The organism is Proteus alimentorum (assembly GCF_002607735.1).
Taxonomy (GTDB): Bacteria; Pseudomonadota; Gammaproteobacteria; order Enterobacterales; family Enterobacteriaceae; genus Proteus; species Proteus alimentorum.
Map to the genome: position 1 here is coordinate 241,954 of NZ_NBVR01000026.1, position 19,100 is coordinate 261,053.

Consider the following 19,100-nt stretch of genomic DNA (forward strand, 5'->3'; position numbering starts at 1 on the left):
ATAATTGACATTATATTTAAGATAAATAGAGAGATTGTTACTTAATAAACAAAAAAAATAGCACTGATTAATTAGCGCTATTTTTATCGAATAAGATTATGTTTAAGACTACAGCGCCTCTATTGCAACTGCAATTTCTGGCGACGTTTTTAATGTTCTGATTTGCCTAAATAATTCATCTGCCTCTGGGTACTCTTTGCGTAAATAGCTAAACCACTGCTTAATACGTGATGCATGATAAATCGTTGTATCGCCGCGCTTTTCTAAACGAACATAGCGCTTTAATAATTCAATAACTTCTTGCCAAGGCATTCTCGTTTCTATGCCTTTTACAACACGGCTTAAGTTAGGGGTATTCATTGCACCACGACCAATCATTATCGCATCGCAACCTGTTGTGGCTAAGCAGGCTAAGGCATCTTCACGGTTCCAAATTTCACCATTAGCAATCACAGGGATTGAAAGCCTTTGACGAATATCACCAATCGCCTGCCAATTAATTTTTTCGGCATTATAGCCATCTTCTTTTGTTCTGCCATGTATGGTGATTTCTGTAGCGCCACCTTGCACCACAGCATCTGCAATTTCATGGCTATACGCAGAAGAATCCCAGCCTAGTCTCACTTTAACAGATACAGGCAACGCCAAAGGCACCGCGTCACGCATTGCTTTTGTTGCTTGATAAATCGTTTCTGGTTGTTTTAGAAGTGAAGCTCCACCGCCACTACCATTGACGGTTTTTGAAGGGCAACCACAGTTTAAATCAACGCCCCAAGAGCCTAAAGAAACCGCTCTAAAGGCATTCTCAGCCAACCATTGTGGATGTTGTCCTAATAATTGCACTCGTACCAGTGTTCCACTTTTAGTGCGGCTTTCTGTCTGCAATTCAGGACATAAGCGATAAAATGCTTTCGTTGGCAGTAATGCATCTACAACTCGTACAAATTCTGTAATACAGAGATCGTAATCGTTAATCGAAGTAAGTAATTCTCTCACAAGGGGGTCTAAAACCCCCTCCATTGGCGCTAATAGAACTCGCACTTTTTAACCTCAAAACTCTTTTCTAGCTTTTGACCAAGGGCTTTGATTATCACTACCTTCATCACTTTTACGTGAACGGCGAGGCCCTAATTTTCCGGTACGAGAACCCTCTTTATTACGGTAATTTTCTTTGTTTTTATTACGTCCAGATTCTTTACCGTCGCTATCGCCGTCTTTACGACTATTATTGCGATTATCTTTACCGCGAATATCTGCACGACCACCACTTCTACGTGGTGCATTATTCTTCGGTTTTTTATGTAAAGGAGCCGCTTTAATTGAAGGATCAGGATCGTAACCTTCTAATGCTAAACGTGGAATTTCGCGTTTTAATAAACGTTCAATATCAGCTAATAAACCATGTTCATCAACACAAACAAGCGAAATAGCCTTACCCGTTGCAGCAGCACGACCCGTTCTACCAATACGGTGAACATAATCTTCTGCCACTTGTGGTAATTCAAAATTGACCACATAAGGCAGTTGGTCGATATCAAGACCACGAGCGGCAATATCTGTTGCGACTAACGCTTTTAATTTGCCATCTTTAAAGTCAGCTAAAGCTCGCGTTCTTGCACCTTGGCTTTTATTACCGTGAATAGCGGCTGATTTAATCCCATCTGCATTTAAATGTTCAGCAAGTTTATTTGCACCATGTTTAGTACGCGTAAAAATCAACACTTGTGGCCAATTTTCTAAACCAATTAAATGTGATAACAGTTCAGTTTTACGCTTTTTATCCACTAAATGTACATATTGATCAACAGATTCAGCAGCTGAGTTTTTGGGTGCAACGGAAATACTTACCGGATCATTTAACAGCGAATTGGCAAGACCGGTGATCTCTTTAGAGAACGTCGCTGAAAACAGTAAGTTTTGACGTTTTTTCGGTAATTTACTAATCACTCGGCGAATATCGTGGATAAAGCCCATATCTAACATACGGTCAGCTTCATCAAGCACTAAAACTTCAACACGAGAAAGATCAACCGCATTTTGGTGTTCAAGATCGAGTAAACGTCCCGGTGTTGCAATCAGTACATCAACACCACCACGTAACTTCATCATTTGTGGATTAATACTCACACCACCAAAAACGACTAACGAACGAATAGGAATATAACGACTATACGCTTTTACGTTTTCAGCAATTTGAGCCGCAAGCTCGCGCGTTGGCGTCAAAATCAACGCTTTAACGGGTTGACGGCCTTTTATTTTTGCTGCTGATTGAGATAACTTTTCCAATATTGGTAATGTAAAAGCAGCTGTTTTGCCTGTGCCTGTTTGCGCACTTGCTAATACATCTTTACCCGCCAAAATCGGCTCAATCGCCTGCTGTTGAATAGGGGTTGGGGTTTTATACCCTTGTTCATCAATAGCGCGGAGAAGCGCCTCACTTAAACCAAGCGATGTAAAATCGGTCAAAACAGTAGTCTCCTACAACCAGAACGTATAACACGGTGATTGAAATTAAAAATGACGGGCTTTCATACTGTCAATCTATAGGTATTATTACGCTATAGATACTATCATTTCTCGATATAGACAGTGATGAAAGAGAATGAACCTTGTTAGGTTAACCTAATAACCCCTATTCTAACAGTTTTTGCTATATTCAGAATACAAAAATAATTTTCGATAATAGATTGTGCTTTTTTATTACACATCACCTTTATTCGATTATTTATCACAAATTTTTCCTATTGTTCAATATCATCTAATATAATACGCCTTGTTATCGCTGTTTTTAATATCATTGGTTTTGTTACATTTTACTTAAGTGAGGTATCTTCTATTATGTCCGACATCCAACAGAAGACGACGCGCGGTGAACTAGCAAAACGACAATTATTGAAAGCGGCATGTGAGATCTTTGGTAAAAATGGGCCAGATGCCGCCACAACACGCCAAATTGCACAAGCTGCTCAACAAAATATTGCCGCTATCGCTTATTATTTTGGTTCGAAAGAAGGGTTATATCTCGCCGTTGCACAACATATTGCAGATCTTATTCGCCTTGATTTTGAACCGACAGTGGTCATTATTGACGAATTTCTTGAACGGCCTAATCCTGCAGAACATCTCCCATTACTGCAAACGCTTATTACAGACAGCTTTTTACAATATGCTCGCCTTGTGCTTGATAAAGAAAATATTCATCTTAGTCGCATTATGGCAAGAGAACAGCTTGTCCCAACCGAAGCATATTCTTTGATCCACCAGCAAGCGTTATCGCCTCTTTTAATGCGTGTAAACAAGCTATTAGCTATCTATATTGGTTTAGATGCCGCACTGCCTACAACCATGTTACATACTCACGCTATATTAGGGGAAGTGTTATCATTTCGTTTAGTTAGGGAAACTATCCTAAGACAAACTGGATGGGATAGAATTGGTAAAAATGAGTATCAGATTATCTCCAACACCTTAAAAACGCATATTGATTTATTACTCAACGGATTAAGAGAGATTTACACTAACACCCATCACGCATAGATAGAGTTATTATGAAAACTAAAAAAGTCAGTTTGTTTATTATCTTAATGATTATTATCGGTATTATTGCAGGTATCTATTATTATGAAGAAAACAAAGAGTCTGAATTAGTACTCTATGGCAATGTCGATATACGTACAGTCAACCTTAGTTTTCGTGTTGCAGGAAGATTAGAGTCATTACAAGTGGATGAAGGTGCTCCTGTCCAAAAAGGGCAACTACTAGGCAAGCTTGATGATGCACCCTATCGCAATGCGCTAAATAAAGCGTATGGTGAGCGTGATAGTGCAATTGCTTCGCTAGCTTTAATGGAAGCGGGATATCGCACTGAAGAAATCGCGCAAGCTCAATCTGATGTGTCATTAAAGCAAGCCGCTTGGCAATACGCGGATAACTTTTATAAACGCCAGCAAGATCTTGCTAACCGAAAAGTCATTTCAGCCAATGATTTAGATAGCGCAAGAAATAATCGCAATCAAGCGGCAGCAGCCTTAAAAGCAGCGCAAGATAAGCTAAATCAGTATCAAAATGGTTATCGAAAAGAAGACATTGATGCGGCGAAAGGACAAGTTATGCAAGCTAAAGCTGCCGTTGCACAAGCTGAATTAAACCTCCAGGACACGCAATTAATCTCTCCATCACAAGGTACTGTGCTAACTCGAGCAGTGGAACCCGGTACGATGTTATCTGCTGGAAGCCCTGTATTTACGGTGTCATTAACTAACCCCGTTTGGGTCAGAGCTTATATCAGTGAAACTCACTTAAGCGAAGCGGTTCCTAATCGAGAAGTTTATCTATACACCGATGGACGTAAAGATAAGCCTTATCACGGTACAATTGGTTTTGTTTCACCAACAGCTGAATTTACCCCAAAAAGTGTTGAAACACCGGAGTTAAGAACGGATTTAGTTTATCGCCTCAGAGTGGTTGTGACGGATGCCGATGATGCATTGCGCCAAGGTATGCCTGTCACCTTAAAATTTGCCTCCTCTCATTAAGTGTGGGGGCAAAATGGAACACACTGATTACACTATCGAACTTCAAGGTGTTGAGAAACGCTTTACAGGGCTGGAAAGCCCCGCGGTTTCGTCATTAACAGCCACCATCACCGGTGGCTCTGTAACAGGGTTAGTTGGCCCTGATGGTGCAGGCAAAACAACCTTAATTCGGATGCTTGCAGGTTTATTAAAACCTGACGCCGGTGATATTCGTATTTTAGGCATGGATCCGCAACAACAGAGTGTCGATGTCAGAGCTATTCTTGGCTATATGCCACAAAAATTTGGGCTCTATGAAGATTTAACGGTATTAGAAAACCTCAATCTTTATGCTGATTTAAAAAATGTCGTGGGTGAAGAGCGTAAAAGAATTTATCAACAACTGCTGACATTTACTGATCTCACTCGCTTTACATCTCGCCTTGCAGGTAATCTGTCTGGGGGCATGAAACAAAAGCTTGGGCTGGCTTGTACTTTATTAGGTCGTCCTAAAGTTCTGCTTCTTGACGAGCCAGGTGTGGGTGTCGATCCCATTGCACGCCGTGAGCTTTGGCAAATGGTGCATACTTTAGCCAGCGATGGCATGTTGATACTGTGGAGCACCTCTTATCTTGATGAAGCAGAACAATGTAAAAACATTCTGTTACTTAACAAAGGTGAGCTACTTTATAGTGGCATTCCTCAAGATTTAACTGCAAAAATGACAGGCCGCTCTTTTCTACTTAATGTTGAAGGTCATCAGCGCAGAAAAGTATTGCAACAGGCAATTATTCAGCCTCAGGTCACTGATGGCGTTATTCAAGGGCAATCCGTTCGTTTGATCCTGAAAAAACAGAGTAATCAAACTGAATTACTGAATGCTTTAGGTAAACCTGATGCAAAGCTTATTCCTGCTACACCTCGCTTTGAAGATGCTTTTATAGATTTATTAGGCGGCGGCCCTTCTCATAAATCTGAATTAGCTGAAATTATGCCTCAAATTCCTCCCGCACCTAATGAAACCGTGATTGAAGCACAGCAACTAACCAAAATGTTTGGTCAATTTGCGGCAACTGATCACGTTAATTTTCAAGTTAAACGAGGTGAAATTTTTGGGTTATTGGGGCCTAATGGTGCAGGTAAATCAACAACCTTTAAAATGATGTGTGGTTTATTAGTTCCCACCAGCGGTAAAGCCCTTGTGCTAGGTATGGACTTGAAAGAAAGCTCTGGTAAAGCACGCCAACATTTGGGTTATATGGCACAAAAGTTCTCACTTTATGGCAACCTTAAAGTGGGGCAAAACTTAAAATTCTTCTCTGGTGTTTATGGCTTACACGGCAAACAACAGCGCGATAAAATCAACGATATGATCACAGCCTTTGGTTTACAGCCAATGGTTAATCAAATCACTGAAACCTTACCTTTAGGTTATAAACAGCGCCTTGCCCTTGCGTGTTCATTAATGCACGAGCCTGATATTCTCTTTTTAGATGAACCCACATCAGGGGTTGATCCTTTAACGCGAAGAGAATTTTGGCTACATATTAATGGCATGGTTGATAAAGGAGTGACCGTGATGGTTACCACTCACTTTATGGATGAGGCTGAATATTGTGATCGCATTGGTTTGGTTTATCGAGGAAAAATCATTGCAGCTGGAGAGCCTGATTCGCTTAAAAAAATGGTTGCCAGTGACGATAATCCAACCCCTTCAATGGAAGATGCCTTTATTGGTTTAGTGCTGGATTACGATAAAAAACTTGAAAGTGAAAATGATAAAGGGAGCGAAAAACATGCCTAATTCAGCTCAATCATCTCATGCTCGCTTTTCTTGGCGACGTTTATACGCACTGTGTTTAAAAGAAACCAAACAAATTACGCGTGATCCCAGTAGTGCCCTCATTGCTATTGTTATCCCACTTACTTTGCTGTTTATTTTTGGGTATGGCATTAATTTAGACTCAAGCAAATTGAATATTGGTATTTTAACTAATCAACAAAGCCAACCCGCGCAAGAGCTTGTTTACACCTTCACGAATTCACCCTATATCAATGCAACTATTAGCGATAATCGACAATTATTAATCGATAAAATGCAGGCGGGGCAAATTCGTGGCATTGTGGTTATTCCTGTTAATTTTGCTGAATTACTGGTTCGCCAAGATACTATAGCCCCCATTCAAGTGATCACCGATGGCAGTGAGCCCAATACCGCAAACTTTGTACAAGCTTATAGTAAGGGGGTTTGGCAAATTTGGTTGCAGCAACAAGCCATCAGTAAGGGGATTGATACTACGCCATTAATTGAAATAGAGCCTCGTTATTGGTTTAATCCTGCAGCAATGAGTCAGCACTATATTATTCCGGGTGCTGTCACGATTATTATTACGGTAGTTGGCGCTATTCTTACCTCGTTAGTGATTGCTCGCGAATGGGAAAGAGGCACGATGGAAGCCCTACTTTCTACTCAGATCACACGCACAGAACTCTTACTTTCAAAGCTTATTCCTTACCAAGTGTTAGGTAGTTTTGTCATGGTGTTATGTATGGTAGTCACTGTATTTGTGCTTGGCGTGCCTTATCGAGGATCGTTGTGGATTTTAGGCGGGATCACCTCGCTCTTTTTAGCGACTGCTTTAGGTATGGGGTTGCTTATTTCCACGCTAACACGTAATCAATTTAATGCCGCGATGATTTCATTAAATGCAGCATTTTTGCCTGCAATTATGTTATCAGGCTTTGTTTTTGAAATTGACAGCATGCCGTTTTTTATTCAAATCGTGACTTACTTTATTCCAGCTCGTTATTTTGTAAGTAGTTTGCAAACGCTATTTTTAGCTGGCGATATTCCGTTGATATTAATGCTAGATATGTGGCTATTAATCGTATCGGCGATATTTTTTATTGGATTAACGGCGTTAGCAACACGTCGTCGATTAGATTAAAGGGAGAGCTTTATGTTTTATCGCCTTCTCACCTTGATAATGAAAGAGTTACAATCATTATTACAAGAGCCTCAAACGCGTATTATTTTAATAATGCCGGTTATCTTTCAGATGATCTTATTCCCTTTTGCCGCAACATTAGATGTTACCAATGCCTCGATTGCTATTTTTGATGAAGATAATGGCAAACAATCTATTGAATTAACCCAGCGTATCGCCAAAGCAAGTGCGTTCTCTCAAACTCTTTTGCTTAAAAATGAACATGAAATAAAAGAGACGATTGATAATCGCAAAGCGCTTTTATTAGTTCGTTTTCCACAGAATTTTAGTGCTGATTTAGAAAGTCGCGTTCCTGTTAAATTGCAAATAATCCTAGATGGCCGAAATTCTAATAGTGCACAAATTGCCGCTAATTATGTACAGCAAATCGTACAAAACTATCAAACTGAATTAGCAGGCAATACACCGTCTTTGCTAAATAAAACAGAACTTGTTGTTCGCAATTGGTATAACCCGAATTTAAACTATAAATGGTTTATTGTCCCCTCTTTAGTGGCATTGATTATTACCATTGGCGTTATGATAGTCACTTCACTTTCTGTTGCCAGAGAGCGTGAACAAGGCACATTAGACCAACTGTTAGTTTCGCCCCTATCAACATGGCAAATTTTTATCGGTAAAGCGGTTCCGGCCATGGTAGTCGCTGCCGTTCAAGGCACCATCGTATTAATTATTGGGATATTTGGTTATCAAATTCCTTTTTCAGGCTCTCTACTCCTATTCTACTTTACCATGTTGATTTATGGCTTATCGCTAGTCGGTTTTGGCTTATTAATATCGGCATTGAGTTCAACACAACAACAAGCTTTTATTGGTGTTTTCGTGTTTATGATGCCTGCTGTTTTATTATCTGGCTATATTTCCCCCGTAGAAAACATGCCCGTTTGGCTACAACATGCCACATGGATAAACCCAATTCGCCATTTCACCGATATCACCAAACAGATCTACCTTAAAAATGCCGACATCACTGTTATATGGCACAGTTTATGGCCTTTATTGGTGATTGCAGTAGGAACGGGTAGCATTGCCTATTACCTTTTCCAAAGGAAGATAGCTTAAAATCTGTACTTTGATAACTAACTCTAATAGACTGATACCAAAGAAAAAATCAATAGGCGTGCAATATGCAAATCAGCAAACTACGACTTGAAAATTATGGTGTTTTTACTGATGCTGACATCACGTTAGCCACAAAAGATGACAACGAAAATGGCTCAAATATTACTGTATTTATTGGTAATAATGGTTCAGGTAAAACCAGTATTTTAGATGCGATTGCAACAGGTTTAAGTTGGTTTGTAGCGAAATTTGAAGATAAAGATGCTCAGGGTAAATTTGCAAATAAATCCCAAATTAATGTGTCGTCTGATTATTGCCTAATTTCCTTTCTCAAAAGAGATATCGAACAAGAAACCAATCTTTCATTTTATAAATATCATGATGATCTCTCACTAGAATTAATTACAGCACTTAAAAACTCAAAAAAATATGCTTTAGGTTCATATGCAATAGATTCTGATCTAGCTCAGTACGTATATAGCCGTTATAGAATTTCCTCAAGACAAACAAAGTATCATAGAAATTATCCTATTGTTGCCTACTATGGTGCAACTCGCCACACTTATGACTCAACAATTAATACTGCAATTCAGCCTATTAATAGTCATCCATTTGATATGTTAGCGGGTTATAACGGGAGTTTAGAAGCTAAAACAGATTATGCCGATTTCTTTGCTTGGTTTCGTTACCGTGAAGATATCGAAAATGAAACGGCTCCTCACACAAGCATTATGAAATTGTTAGAAAAACATACTGATGTAAACAGTGAGATTTACCAAAGTATGTTAGCCGAGCAAAAGAAATTGCAAGATAAAGCACTCAGTGCTGTACGTGAAGCCATTAAGATTTTCTTATCTGATGATAGTTCAACAATTGAAAATATCTATATTGAGCGCACACCTGATCTTTCCATGAAAGTAGTTAAAGACAGTACTCACTATTCAATTGAACAGCTCTCTTATGGTGAAAAATCACTACTTGCCATGATTGGTGATATTGCACGCCGTTTAACGCTTTTAAATATAACTTTGGATAATCCTTTAGAAGGCAAAGGCATTATTTTAATTGATGAGCCTGACGTCCACTTGCACCCTCAATGGCAACGGCGATTAATATCCTTATTGGATAAAACCTTTCCTAACTGCCAATTTGTGTTAACAACACACTCACCATTATTAATCAGTGAGCACAAGAATATTCTTGTTTACAGCATTGAAAAAGGCCAGGTTGAAAAAGTCTCTTCGCTTTATGGACAAGATATCAATAGCGTACTGTCAGAAATTATGGATACTGACTTTATCAATCAAAAAGTGCAAAGCCAAATCGGCGATATTCTTGATGCTATTCAAAATGCCGATATTGCAACAGCAAAAGATTTATTAGCTAAATTAGAACAAGATGTTTCAACAAATAATATTGAGCTAGTTAAAGCACGATTATTGCTAAAGAAAAAGGAAGTTCAACTTGAGAAGAATCAGCAAAAGAAATGATTATGAACCCGCAGGTTTAACTCAATGGAAAAGGCAAAATAAACATAAAAAATACGCTGATTTACCCCCAGAAATTCGAACAGAAATAAGAGAAACATTGCTAGAAGAGCAGTTCTATTTATGTGGTCATTGTTGTCAGCAAATAAAATCAATTCATGACTGCCACAATGAACATATCGAACCTCAACAATTAGCACAAAATAAAACACTTGAGTTCTCTAATCTTATCGCTAGTTGTAATGCCAAGAAACAATGCGGCGATTGTCATCAACATCACGCACTTCCCCTCACTCCACTTATGGATGAGTGTGAGACTGAATTACAGTTTTCAATTAGTGGTAGAGTTAATGGTGTAACGTCCCGTGCTGAAAAGGCAATTGAAATATTGAATTTAGGCTCTAGCACTCTTCCCAATAACTTATTAATCAGTAAAAGAAAAAACGCTATTGAACAAATTCTATTTATTAATGGAATTGATCCTAGTGAAGGACTAGAAGATGATGATTTACTTAATGATTTAATCCTAGAGCTAGCAAAACCTAATGATGATGGAAAACTAGAAAGCTTTTCACCTATTATTATTAATATATTGAAACAGTGGTTAACTTAACAGTAAGGGTAATATTATGACTCCTGCTATTTCTGGTATAAACATTCTCTTTGTTGCCGGTTTTGGTCCTATTACTCGCAATAATGCACAAAGCCAGCTTTTTTATAAAGATGCGCTTAATTTGCCTTTAAAACCAATGGAAGGTAATAGTGATTATTTATCAACATCAGAAGGTGAATTAAAAGGTGTTAAACATTTTGCACTGTGGCCTTTAGAGCAAGCCGCTATGTCTTGCTTTGGTAATGATGTTTGGCCAAATGATCTACCGATACCACAATATTGGGTTGAATTTGAAGTTGAAGATATTAATACCGCCACTCAAACTTTAAAACAAAAAGGCTATCAACTGCTTGTTGATAATCGAATTGAACCTTGGGGACAAACTGTCACACGGTTATTAAGCCCTGAAGGGGCTTTAGTAGGCTTAACTATTACGCCTTGGTTACGAGATAATTAAACTTCATTCTATTTCAATTATGTGCGACAGAAAAATTCTCTTAATAAATGCACAAAAAAATCCCACAACTTATAAAAGTTATGGGATTTATTTTTTATGCTGTTTTTAAACTACGTTTATCCGTAGATACCGTTAAAATTAACGACGGTCGCCTAAAATACGCAGTAACATTAAGAACAGATTGATGAAATCTAAATAAAGCGTTAATGCACCCATAATTGAGTAACGACGCATATTTTCTTTATCTTCTTGGTTAATTTCATTACCCATATCTTTTAATTTCTGGGTGTCGTAAGCCGTTAAGCCTGCAAAAATTAACACACCTGCGTAAGAGATAACCATGCTCATCATCGAGCTTTGCATAAAAATATTCACGATAGAAGCAATAATGATACCGATAAGCCCCATAAACAGGAAGCTACCCATACCCGTTAAACTACGCTTAGTCGTGTAACCATAAATACTTAATGCACCAAACATAGCCGCACAGATAAAGAAAGTGCTGGCAATCGAAGATGCGGTATAAACCAGTAATACGCTTGAGAGAGTGACACCGGTTAGCACAGAATAGAGCATAAATAATGAGGTTGCCATTGCACCACTCATTTTATGAACCATACCTGATAACACGAAAACTAATCCTAATTGAGCAATGATCAGACCAAAGAAGACGACCTTGCTAGAAAAAATCATGTCTTGTAATGCATAGCTTGATGCAACGTAGTATGCAACAAACGCAGTTAATAACAGACCTACCGTCATCCAACCATAAACCTGAGCCATAAAGGTTTGTAGGCCAGAACCAGTACGCTGTACGATTGAATCATTTGAACGTGAAAATCGATCCATGATGATTACCCTTTAATCATAGTGATAACGTTAGATTTAATAATAACGTTTATTTCAGTAAAGAGTCCATTATGGACTCATTAGAATTTAATTTTATCACACTGATTTTACATTTCCATGAAATAAACTGTATGAAATGTCACCATAAAATAAATTTGGGTAAAGTAATGTAGTGTTTAATTGAGTGTAGTGATTTATTCCCAACGCTCGGCTGAATCATAATCACTTTGGCGCGCATCAACCCATCTGTTTTTATTTTCAGACAGTCCTTCTTTTTTCCAAAACGGTGCACGTGTTTTTAAAAAATCCATAATAAATTCAGCGGATTCAAACGCACTATTGCGATGAGAACTGGTGACACCAACAAACACTATCTCTTCACCAATTTGCAAAGTTCCAACGCGGTGAATAACACTTACACGCTGTAAAGGCCAACGCGAACGCGCTTCACTCACGATATCATTAAGCGCTTTTTCGGTCATTCCAGGATAATGCTCAAGGGTGAGTGTACTCACTTCATCGCCGAGATTATGATTACGAACTTTACCCGTAAATGTAACAACAGCCCCATCGCTGTCGCACTCTGAAAGCCATTGGTATTCATCACCAACGCTAAAATTTTGGGTTTGTACTGAAATACGAGTTGATGTGCTCATCTTATCCTCCTGTAACAGGTGGGAAAAAGGCGATTTCATCACCATCATTAATAACGTGAGAACCTTGAACAAAGGATTGGTTTACCGCAGAGAGTAACTTGCCATCTTCTAATGCGAGTGACCAACGTTCACCTTTAGTGATTAATACTTTACGTAAATCGTCTACTGTGTGGTATTCACAATCTAATTCAAGAGAATCAACCCCCACTAATTCACGAACTTGAGCAAAGAAGAGAACTTTAATCATGCTTCCACCTTAAAGTGACCTGATTTACCACCTGTTTTTTCTAATAAACGTACAGGCCCTATCACCATATCTTTTTGAACGGCTTTACACATATCATAAATCGTCAACGCTGCTACCGATGCCGCCGTTAATGCTTCCATCTCAACCCCTGTTTTACCCGTTAAACGGCAAACAGATTCAATGCGCACACGGTTAGATCCTGTGAGTGCTTCTAAACGCACTTCAACTTTAGTTAATAACAGCGGATGACATAATGGGATCAATTCCCATGTTCTTTTTGCTGCTTGAATACCTGCAATTCTTGCGGTCGCAAATACATCACCTTTATGATGTTTACCTTCGGTGATCATGCTTAATGTTTCTGCTGACATTTCAACAAAAGCTTCAGCACGCGCTTCTCGCACTGTTTCAGCTTTAGCGCTAACATCCACCATGTGGGCTTCACCGGCAGCATTAATATGAGTTAGTTGAGACATGCACAACTCCTGAAATTAACGAAATAACAGAGCGAAAAACTATCCACCAATAACAGATAAATTCGGTGTAATACCACTATCGCCTTGATGAAGGAAATGGGTTTCTCGTTTATGAAGAAGACCACCCTGAATACGCTGTTGTAATGCTTCTTGTTGACTATCATCAGCAAGTAAGTCGCGCAAAGGAATACCATTTTCACCAAATAGGCAAAGATGAAGATTACCAATAGCTGAAACACGTAAGCGGTTACAAGTGACACAAAAGTCTTTTTCATAAGGCATGATAAGACCAATTTCACCTTGATAATCAGGATGGGTAAATACTTGAGCAGGCCCGTCACTACGAGCGCGAGGAATGTGTAACCAACCTTCATTAAGTAAGCGTTGGCGAATAACATCACCAGACAAATGAAAGCGGTTGAAAATATCACTACCGTCACCGGTTTCCATTAATTCAATAAAGCGCAGCTGAATGGGTCTGTCTTTGATCCAATTAAGAAAATCAGGGAGGTTTTTATCATTCACATTGCGCATTAGCACAACGTTAACTTTTACTTTTTCGAAACCCGCAGTAAATGCCGCATCAATACCTTCCATGACTTGGCTAAATTTATCTTGTCCAGTAATAGCATGGAATTGTCGAGGATCGAGGCTATCAACACTGACATTTATTGCACTTAAACCCGCAGCACGCCATTGTGCAACATCTCTGGATAAACGATATCCATTGGTTGTTACTGCGATTTTTTTGATAGACGCGTTGTCTTTAATGGTTGCGATAATATCAGTAAAATCTCGACGCATTGTAGGCTCTCCCCCCGTTAGGCGGATTTTTTCTGTCCCTAACGCGGCAAAAGATTGTGTTAGCCTGCTGATTTCATCTAACGAAAGAAATGATTTATGACCGTTAGGCTTATAACCATTAGGCAGGCAATAAGTACAACGGAAATTACACACGTCTGTAATTGAAAGACGTAAATAGAAAAATTTGCGGGAAAACGCATCAACGAGTTGTTGCATAGTAACACCTTTCCAAATCGGGAGATGCTGGCATTTCTACCTTGCACCCTGGTGACTTGTTTCGTCACGGCCAGAACATCATATCTTGTAAACACATGACTTAGACGTTAAGGCTAGGAGTTAATCTTTACCTGTTTTTCACAGGTTTCTAATACCTATATATTTATTCTGAATTCTACCTGCTAATTTTTCAAAAAGCGAATAATGTTTTCGCTATATAATTTATAATACAACGACTTACGACACTTTAGTCACTCCAATAACATAAGTAAAAACACTTTTATTGATTAAATATTAAGCTAAAAAAAGTGAAATTAAACTAGGAATGTGATGAAATCACGTCGTGATCATAGGCTTAAAATTTAATTGTGATAAATTAGCGGCAAATTTTTAAAGATGAGTAGAACAAATATGCGAAATCGCACGCTAAGTGATTTAGATCGTGTTGTTGCCCTTGGTGGTGGTCATGGCCTTGGACGTGTGCTTTCAGCACTCTCCTACTTAGGCTCTCGTCTTACTGGTATTGTTACAACAACAGACAATGGCGGTTCTACTGGCCGTATTCGCCAAGAAGAAGGAGGCATTGCGTGGGGAGATATGCGCAATTGTATTAATCAGTTAATTACTGAGCCTTCCGTTGCTTCTGCGATGTTTGAATACCGTTTTTCGGGTACTGGCGAACTGGCAGGACATAATTTAGGTAATCTAATGCTTAAAGCACTTGATAACTTAAGTGTTCGACCTTTAGAAGCCATTAATCTTATCCGTGGATTATTAAGAGTAAATGCTCACCTTATTCCTATGTCTGAACAAGCCGTTGACCTTATGGCGATAGACGACCAAGGAAATGAGATTTATGGTGAAGTCAATGTTGATATTTTACCTAAGATCCCCCAAAAGCTTGATCTCTACCCGAAAGTACCGACTACACGAGAAGCCATTGAAGCGATTGAACAAGCCGATTTGATCTTAATTGGTCCCGGTAGTTTTTTTACCAGTTTGATGCCTTTATTATTACTGCCAGAACTTGCACAAGCATTGCGCCGTAGCAGTGCAACAACGATTTATATCGGTAATTTAGGCAAAGAACTAAGCCCTGCGGCTGCCAGTATGACGATGTCTGATAAAATCGCCATGATGGAGAATTATATTGGTTTACAAACCATAGATGCCGTGATCATTAGCCCTGAAACACAATATGAATCGATGAAAGGTCGATTAATTGTACAGGCTCAATTGGAAGCCAAAGATATTCCTTATCGTCACGATCGTCATCTATTAGGCAAAGCTATTGAGTTAACGTTGCAGCAATTAGGGCAACGTAATGCATCATCTCAAGCCGTTAAATAGTATTTAATTACCTGCTTTCATAAAAAAACCGCATCTGTATAAATAACAAGTGCGGTTTTTTGTCGATAAAAACACAATATCACTATTGGTTTTCAACGCGTTATTAGCTATTAAGTTGCTTTAAGGTAATACGTTGGCTAATCGTTTCTTCAATTTCATCAAGTGTCATTGGTACATCATTTTTCATCAGGCCAAGACCCGCCACAGTACGAGAAAATGATATTAAATCTAATGGCGGTAACTCCATGATCCAATTATCTTCTGTTGCCAGCGTATCTTCTGCATTCAGAATATTTTGTATAACATCTGTAAAAGCTTGATGAGAAGATACCCAATCTTGATCGCCACTTGCCCAAAACCAACGAGTAGCAATAAAGTTTCTCCACATATCTTCCCAACCATCATAAATCCGACGCAACATTGATGCACTCATTAATGACCATGTTTGGGCTTCTTGTTGAGTAATATAACCTTGCTGGCAACCTTCTAAACAGAGTTTGTTAAAACGGCAGAGATCCCAAATAAGGTATTTCACATTTTGGATATTCATGCGATTTGTGCTCATCATATCGATTTGCCATAAACGCTCATTTTTATCGTGTTCAGTTAACTCAGAAAGTAAAATATCATTTTTTAATGACTGAACATCATCTTCTTTACCATCCAAAATTTGGTCACGTAGCTGATAAAAATCATTAGTGTGACCTTGAGTAATCAACCAAAATAGTTGATAGACTAAATCCCAACGGTCGTTAATTCCCCAACCTGCTGATAACCCACCATCATCTTTACCTTGATCATATTCATTATATGCCCACTCATTCATTGCGGCATAAGGCGCTGCAACATATAACCCCCATTCATTGGGTAACAACTGACCTGACGTATTTTCTGCTTCAGATAAAATGGGCTCCTGCCCTGCTGTTGATGGTTTTTGCAACTCACTATCTTGTACAGTAAATTTTCGTAACCATTTAAAAAGCAAAATAAGAAGAATAACACCAAGAATTACCCCAGCAGAGCTGGGAAACCCTGCATAAACATAACCACTCATTCACTGTCCTTAATGTCTTTTTTATCTTTGTAAATAATTGACGCTTTGTTTGTTGTGGTATTTAAACAGTTGAACGCCATTAAGGGAATATCAAACAAGGCAAAAAATGGAAGATAGAAGGTAAAAAGGGATAATCTCTGTAAAAATACGGATATCCCTTGACAGTTTGTGAATTTAATTTCTCTAATTAAGAGTTAGCAATAAATTGAGCACGTAATGCTTGCAACTTATCACGAGTGCTCGCCGCTTTCTCAAATTCAAGATCTTTTGCGTATTGATACATTTCGGCTTCTAAACGCTGGATCTCTTTTTCCAATTCAGCCGTTGATAACAACGGATAATTTTCATGAATATCTGTTGCTTTGTGTCCTTTCTTATTACGTCCTTGAGAAGGCTGACCAATCTTAAGGATATCGCCTACTTTCTTATTTAACCCTTTAGGCACAATGCCATGTTCAAAGTTAAATTGTTGCTGTTTCTCACGACGGCGTTCGGTTTCGCTTATTGCTCTCGCCATTGAATCGGTAATTTTATCGCCATATAAAATCGCTTTACCTTCAAGATTACGAGCTGCACGACCAATTGTCTGGATCAATGAACGCTCTGAACGTAAGAAGCCCTCTTTATCAGCATCTAAAATCGCCACCAAAGAGACCTCTGGCATATCCAAACCTTCTCGAAGTAAGTTGATACCCACTAATACATCAAACTCACCTAGGCGCAAATCACGAATAATTTCGACACGTTCAACAGTATCAATATCAGAGTGTAAATAGCGAACCCGTTCACCATGTTCTTCAAGATATTCGGTTAAGTCTTCAGCCATTCGTTTTGTCAGTGTTGTAACCAATACACGTTCATTTTTTGCTGCACGAATACGAATTTCAGAGAGTAAATCATCAACTTGTGTGGCAACAGGTCGCACTTCAACGATCGGATCAAGTAAGCCGGTTGGTCTTACAACTTGCTCAACAATTTCATCACCCGATTTTTCAAGTTCATATTTACCCGGTGTTGCTGAAACATAAATTGTTTGTGGTGCTAACGCCTCAAACTCTTCAAAACGTAATGGCCGGTTATCAAGCGCAGAAGGTAAACGGAAACCATATTCAACTAAGGTTTCTTTACGGGAACGGTCGCCTTTATACATGCCACCAATTTGAGGAATAGTCACGTGTGACTCATCTATCACTAATAAACCGTTAGCGGGAAGGTAATCAAATAGGGTTGGTGGTGGTTCACCGGGACCTCTACCTGATAAATAACGTGAATAGTTTTCGATACCGGAGCAATATCCCAACTCATTCATCATTTCGAGATCAAATTGAGTACGCTGTGTCACTCGTTGCTCTTCAACAAGTTTATCGTTAGCTAGAAGTACTTTGCGTCTATCTGCGAGTTCTTTTTTGATTTCTTCCATCGCTTCAAGAATACGTTCACGTGGAGTGACATAGTGCGTTTTAGGATAAACAGTAAAACGAGGCACATTGTAGTGAATTTGCCCCGTTAAAGGATCAAACAGTGAAAGGCGTTCGACTTCTTCATCAAATAGCTCAACACGTAATGCATAATCATCAGATTCAGCAGGAAAGATATCAATCACTTCACCACGTACACGAAATGTGCCCCGCTGGAAGGCTTGATCATTGCGAGTATATTGTAAATCAGCAAGGCGACGTAAAATGGCACGTTGGTCGATTATCATGCCATTAGTCAGATGAAGCATCATTTTTAAATAGCTATCAGGATCACCTAAACCGTAGATAGCAGAAACCGATGACACGACAATAACGTCTTTACGTTCTAGCAAAGCTTTAGTAGCAGATAGACGCATTTGTTCGATATGTTCGTTAACAGAAGCATCTTTTTCAATAAAGGTATCAGAGCTTGGAACATACGCTTCTGGCTGATAATAATCATAATAAGAAACAAAGTATTCCACTGCATTTTCAGGGAAGAACTCTTTCATTTCACTATAAAGCTGTGCTGCCAATGTTTTATTTGGCGCCAACACCATAGTCGGACGATTTAGATTGGCAATCACATTGGCAATCGTAAAGGTTTTACCAGAGCCTGTTACCCCTAAAAGCGTTTGATGAGCAAGACCATCATCTAATCCTTCACAGAGTGAGGCAATAGCGGCAGGTTGATCACCACCCGGTTTAAATTCAGAATGCAGTTTAAAATCTTTGCTCATATTTTCTTCTCCTCGCTGACACTCCTTATGATACTGGATAAAAATCCAGCTTCAATCTCTATCTCATAAAATTTGTCTGAATAATTAGCATAAGTTATCCCCAGTTTTGG

Annotated in this window: 18 protein-coding genes and 1 riboswitch; of the genes, 9 read left to right on the forward strand and 9 right to left on the reverse strand. The window is 38.9% G+C overall.

From position 1 onward, the window contains the following. Positions 1–108 precede the first annotated feature (108 nt). Both dusC and rhlE read right to left on the reverse strand, forming a co-directional pair. Positions 109–1,041 carry a tRNA dihydrouridine(16) synthase DusC gene (gene dusC / locus B6258_RS09640; RefSeq protein WP_099075079.1) on the reverse strand — a complete coding sequence of 311 codons (933 nt, stop codon included), beginning with the start codon at positions 1,039–1,041 and terminating at the stop codon, positions 109–111. Positions 1,042–1,050: 9 nt separating this feature from the next. Further along, on the reverse strand, positions 1,051–2,466 hold the full coding sequence (rhlE, locus tag B6258_RS09645; protein ID WP_099075080.1) for an ATP-dependent RNA helicase RhlE: 1,416 nt from the start codon (positions 2,464–2,466) through the stop codon (positions 1,051–1,053). Positions 2,467–2,838: 372 nt separating this feature from the next. On the opposite strand from rhlE, the gene B6258_RS09650 reads away from it, so the two are divergent. The 8 genes from B6258_RS09650 to B6258_RS09685 all read left to right on the forward strand — a co-directional run bounded on the left by B6258_RS09650 (position 2,839) and on the right by B6258_RS09685 (position 11,141). After that, positions 2,839–3,537 carry a CerR family C-terminal domain-containing protein gene (locus B6258_RS09650; RefSeq protein WP_099075081.1) on the forward strand — a complete coding sequence of 233 codons (699 nt, stop codon included), beginning with the start codon at positions 2,839–2,841 and terminating at the stop codon, positions 3,535–3,537. A gap of 11 nt (positions 3,538–3,548) precedes the next feature. Beyond that, the gene (gene hlyD, locus B6258_RS09655; protein WP_099075082.1) at positions 3,549–4,535 is read left to right on the forward strand and encodes a secretion protein HlyD; all 987 of its coding nucleotides are present in this window, start codon (positions 3,549–3,551) and stop codon (positions 4,533–4,535) included. Between the two features lie 13 nt (positions 4,536–4,548). After that, positions 4,549–6,318, forward strand: a complete 1,770-nt coding sequence (locus tag B6258_RS09660) for an ATP-binding cassette domain-containing protein (protein ID WP_099075083.1) — start codon at positions 4,549–4,551, stop codon at positions 6,316–6,318. Next, positions 6,311–7,462 carry an ABC transporter permease gene (locus B6258_RS09665; RefSeq protein ID WP_099075084.1) on the forward strand — a complete coding sequence of 384 codons (1,152 nt, stop codon included), beginning with the start codon at positions 6,311–6,313 and terminating at the stop codon, positions 7,460–7,462. The genes B6258_RS09660 and B6258_RS09665 overlap by 8 nt, the downstream gene beginning before the upstream one ends. Positions 7,463–7,474: 12 nt before the next feature. Next, positions 7,475–8,584, forward strand: coding sequence for an ABC transporter permease (locus tag B6258_RS09670; protein WP_099075085.1), 1,110 nt, complete (start codon positions 7,475–7,477; stop codon positions 8,582–8,584). 65 nt (positions 8,585–8,649) lie between these two features. Further along, the gene (locus B6258_RS09675) at positions 8,650–10,074 is read left to right on the forward strand and encodes an AAA family ATPase (RefSeq protein ID WP_099075086.1); all 1,425 of its coding nucleotides are present in this window, start codon (positions 8,650–8,652) and stop codon (positions 10,072–10,074) included. Next, positions 10,049–10,684, forward strand: a complete 636-nt coding sequence (locus tag B6258_RS09680; protein ID WP_099075087.1) for a retron system putative HNH endonuclease — start codon at positions 10,049–10,051, stop codon at positions 10,682–10,684. The genes B6258_RS09675 and B6258_RS09680 overlap by 26 nt, the downstream gene beginning before the upstream one ends. A 16-nt stretch (positions 10,685–10,700) precedes the next feature. Then, positions 10,701–11,141 (forward strand): VOC family protein, encoded by a 441-nt coding sequence (locus B6258_RS09685; protein WP_099075088.1) that lies wholly within the window; start codon positions 10,701–10,703, stop codon positions 11,139–11,141. Positions 11,142–11,279: 138 nt separating this feature from the next. On the opposite strand, the gene B6258_RS09690 is transcribed toward B6258_RS09685, so the two are convergent. The 5 genes from B6258_RS09690 to moaA all read right to left on the reverse strand — a co-directional run bounded on the left by B6258_RS09690 (position 11,280) and on the right by moaA (position 14,389). Beyond that, complete coding sequence (locus B6258_RS09690; RefSeq protein WP_099075089.1) at positions 11,280–11,990, reverse strand: Bax inhibitor-1/YccA family protein; 711 nt, start codon at positions 11,988–11,990, stop codon at positions 11,280–11,282. A gap of 194 nt (positions 11,991–12,184) precedes the next feature. After that, positions 12,185–12,646, reverse strand: a complete 462-nt coding sequence (moaE, locus tag B6258_RS09695) for a molybdopterin synthase catalytic subunit MoaE (protein WP_099075090.1) — start codon at positions 12,644–12,646, stop codon at positions 12,185–12,187. 1 nt (position 12,647) lies between these two features. Further along, a complete protein-coding gene (moaD, locus tag B6258_RS09700) occupies positions 12,648–12,893 on the reverse strand; it encodes a molybdopterin synthase sulfur carrier subunit (protein ID WP_069367512.1) in 246 nt (81 codons plus the stop codon). Continuing rightward, a complete protein-coding gene (moaC, locus tag B6258_RS09705) occupies positions 12,890–13,369 on the reverse strand; it encodes a cyclic pyranopterin monophosphate synthase MoaC (protein ID WP_023581221.1) in 480 nt (159 codons plus the stop codon). Before moaC ends, moaD begins: the two co-directional genes overlap by 4 nt. Positions 13,370–13,408: 39 nt before the next feature. Further along, on the reverse strand, positions 13,409–14,389 hold the full coding sequence (gene moaA, locus B6258_RS09710) for a GTP 3',8-cyclase MoaA (protein WP_099075091.1): 981 nt from the start codon (positions 14,387–14,389) through the stop codon (positions 13,409–13,411). Further along, positions 14,379–14,521, reverse strand: a riboswitch (molybdenum cofactor riboswitch). Its footprint overlaps the gene before it by 11 nt. A gap of 279 nt (positions 14,522–14,800) precedes the next feature. On the opposite strand from moaA, the gene yvcK reads away from it, so the two are divergent. Beyond that, complete coding sequence (gene yvcK, locus B6258_RS09715; protein ID WP_099075092.1) at positions 14,801–15,739, forward strand: uridine diphosphate-N-acetylglucosamine-binding protein YvcK; 939 nt, start codon at positions 14,801–14,803, stop codon at positions 15,737–15,739. A gap of 103 nt (positions 15,740–15,842) precedes the next feature. Here the strand turns inward: yvcK and B6258_RS09720 are convergent, their stop codons facing one another. Then, positions 15,843–16,793 (reverse strand): DUF1266 domain-containing protein, encoded by a 951-nt coding sequence (locus B6258_RS09720; protein ID WP_099075093.1) that lies wholly within the window; start codon positions 16,791–16,793, stop codon positions 15,843–15,845. Positions 16,794–16,980: 187 nt separating this feature from the next. Beyond that, positions 16,981–18,990 (reverse strand): excinuclease ABC subunit UvrB, encoded by a 2,010-nt coding sequence (gene uvrB / locus B6258_RS09725; protein WP_099075094.1) that lies wholly within the window; start codon positions 18,988–18,990, stop codon positions 16,981–16,983. Positions 18,991–19,100: the final 110 nt, after the last annotated feature.

Bases quoted from the DNA above. Each gene is read 5' to 3' on its own strand.
- B6258_RS09650 (WP_099075081.1), top strand. From the start codon at position 2,839: ATGTCCGACATCCAACAGAAGACGACGCGCGGTGAACTAGCAAAACGA.
- hlyD (WP_099075082.1), top strand. From the start codon at position 3,549: ATGAAAACTAAAAAAGTCAGTTTGTTTATTATCTTAATGATTATTATC.
- B6258_RS09660 (WP_099075083.1), top strand. From the start codon at position 4,549: ATGGAACACACTGATTACACTATCGAACTTCAAGGTGTTGAGAAACGC.
- B6258_RS09665 (WP_099075084.1), top strand. From the start codon at position 6,311: ATGCCTAATTCAGCTCAATCATCTCATGCTCGCTTTTCTTGGCGACGT.
- B6258_RS09670 (WP_099075085.1), top strand. From the start codon at position 7,475: ATGTTTTATCGCCTTCTCACCTTGATAATGAAAGAGTTACAATCATTA.
- B6258_RS09675 (WP_099075086.1), top strand. From the start codon at position 8,650: ATGCAAATCAGCAAACTACGACTTGAAAATTATGGTGTTTTTACTGAT.
- B6258_RS09685 (WP_099075088.1), top strand. From the start codon at position 10,701: ATGACTCCTGCTATTTCTGGTATAAACATTCTCTTTGTTGCCGGTTTT.
- B6258_RS09690 (WP_099075089.1), bottom strand. From the start codon at position 11,990: ATGGATCGATTTTCACGTTCAAATGATTCAATCGTACAGCGTACTGGT.
- moaE (WP_099075090.1), bottom strand. From the start codon at position 12,646: ATGAGCACATCAACTCGTATTTCAGTACAAACCCAAAATTTTAGCGTT.
- moaD (WP_069367512.1), bottom strand. From the start codon at position 12,893: ATGATTAAAGTTCTCTTCTTTGCTCAAGTTCGTGAATTAGTGGGGGTT.
- moaC (WP_023581221.1), bottom strand. From the start codon at position 13,369: ATGTCTCAACTAACTCATATTAATGCTGCCGGTGAAGCCCACATGGTG.
- moaA (WP_099075091.1), bottom strand. From the start codon at position 14,389: ATGCAACAACTCGTTGATGCGTTTTCCCGCAAATTTTTCTATTTACGT.
- yvcK (WP_099075092.1), top strand. From the start codon at position 14,801: ATGCGAAATCGCACGCTAAGTGATTTAGATCGTGTTGTTGCCCTTGGT.
- B6258_RS09720 (WP_099075093.1), bottom strand. From the start codon at position 16,793: ATGAGTGGTTATGTTTATGCAGGGTTTCCCAGCTCTGCTGGGGTAATT.
- uvrB (WP_099075094.1), bottom strand. From the start codon at position 18,990: ATGAGCAAAGATTTTAAACTGCATTCTGAATTTAAACCGGGTGGTGAT.